General features: G+C 54.4%; 1 protein-coding gene. It reads left to right on the top strand.

The window, feature by feature from the left end; genetic code table 11:
• Positions 1 to 16 precede the first annotated feature (16 nt).
• Positions 17 to 1,105 carry an RNA-guided endonuclease InsQ/TnpB family protein gene (locus ACX1DY_RS31370; protein WP_458968038.1) on the top strand — a complete coding sequence of 363 codons (1,089 nt, stop codon included), beginning with the start codon at positions 17 to 19 and terminating at the stop codon, positions 1,103 to 1,105.
• Positions 1,106 to 1,237: the final 132 nt, after the last annotated feature.

Below are 1,237 nucleotides of genomic sequence, written 5' to 3'. Positions count from 1 at the left end.
AAGGTGGTGACCTTTCGTGCAAATCACTTATCAGTTTCGCCTCTATCCAACTCCCAAACAGGAGCAACTCATGATTCGAACGTTGAGGTTGTGCCAGAAGCTGTACAATCGGGCTAAGGAGCAACGAGATACCGCCTACACTCAGGAGGGTAAAACCGTCACCTATGCCATGCAGCAGGACGAATTGCCCGCTTTCAAGAAGGAATTCCCCGAATATAAAGCCGTTCATTCGCAAGTGCTGCAGGATTGCCTGCGACGGCTGGATGATGCCTATCAGCGATTCTTTCGCGGGGAGGCGGGGTTTCCCCATTACAAGTCGGCCGACCGATATCTCTCTTTTACATACCCCCAGCCTGGTGCGGTAGCCAAGACATTCGCCCACGAGGGATCCGTCTATTTGTCCAAAATCGGCTGGGTCCGCATGCATGCACACCGTCCATTCGACCGGGCAAACGTGACCCAAATCCATGTAAAACGATATGCAGACGGGTGGATGGCAAATATAGGCGTGAAGCTGGCGGCAGTGGAAGCAGGCCAGTCGGTGGATGCGGCCGTGGGCATCGACGTAGGGCTGCGCACGTTTGCGGCGCTGTCCGATGAGACGAAAGTGGACAACCCGCGGCATCTGCGAAGAGCGGAGAAGCGGCTCAGACGCGCCCAGCGGCGGCTATCCCGCAAACCACGCGGTTCCTGCAATCGGCAGAAAGCCAAACGGAAGGTCGCGAAAATCCACCAGAAAGTCGCGCGGCAGCGCAACGATTTTTTGCATAAACAATCTTACCGTATCGTCATGAAGCATGATCTGATCGCGGTGGAGCAATTGAACGTGAAAAACATGCTCCGAAATCGCCGGCTGTCCAAAAGCATCGCGGATGCCGGATGGCGAAAGTTCATGACGTATCTGTCGTATAAAGCGGAAAGACAGGGGAAGCGATTCGTACAAGTGCCTGCCCACGGCACATCGCAGACCTGTATATGCGGCGCGGATGTGCCGAAAACGTTGGCTATTCGGCTTCATGAATGCAAAAGATGCGGATGGGTGCAGGACCGAGACATCGTATCCGCTAAGGTCATTTTGCAGCGGGCTTTGAAAATCAGTGCATGATGGATCGATCGCCGTAGGGAGGGTTTGCCCCGAACGGGATGCATACTGCATCGAACGCTTGTGGAGATCATGTAAGACCTTTCTACAAAAAGGCAGCGATCGTCGAAACAAGAAGCCCCCGCCTCTATAGGC

The organism is Paenibacillus sp. BAC0078 (genome assembly GCF_054483875.1).
Note: the sequence above shows the minus strand (reverse complement) of the source record. Positions and strands in the feature narration are given on the sequence as shown.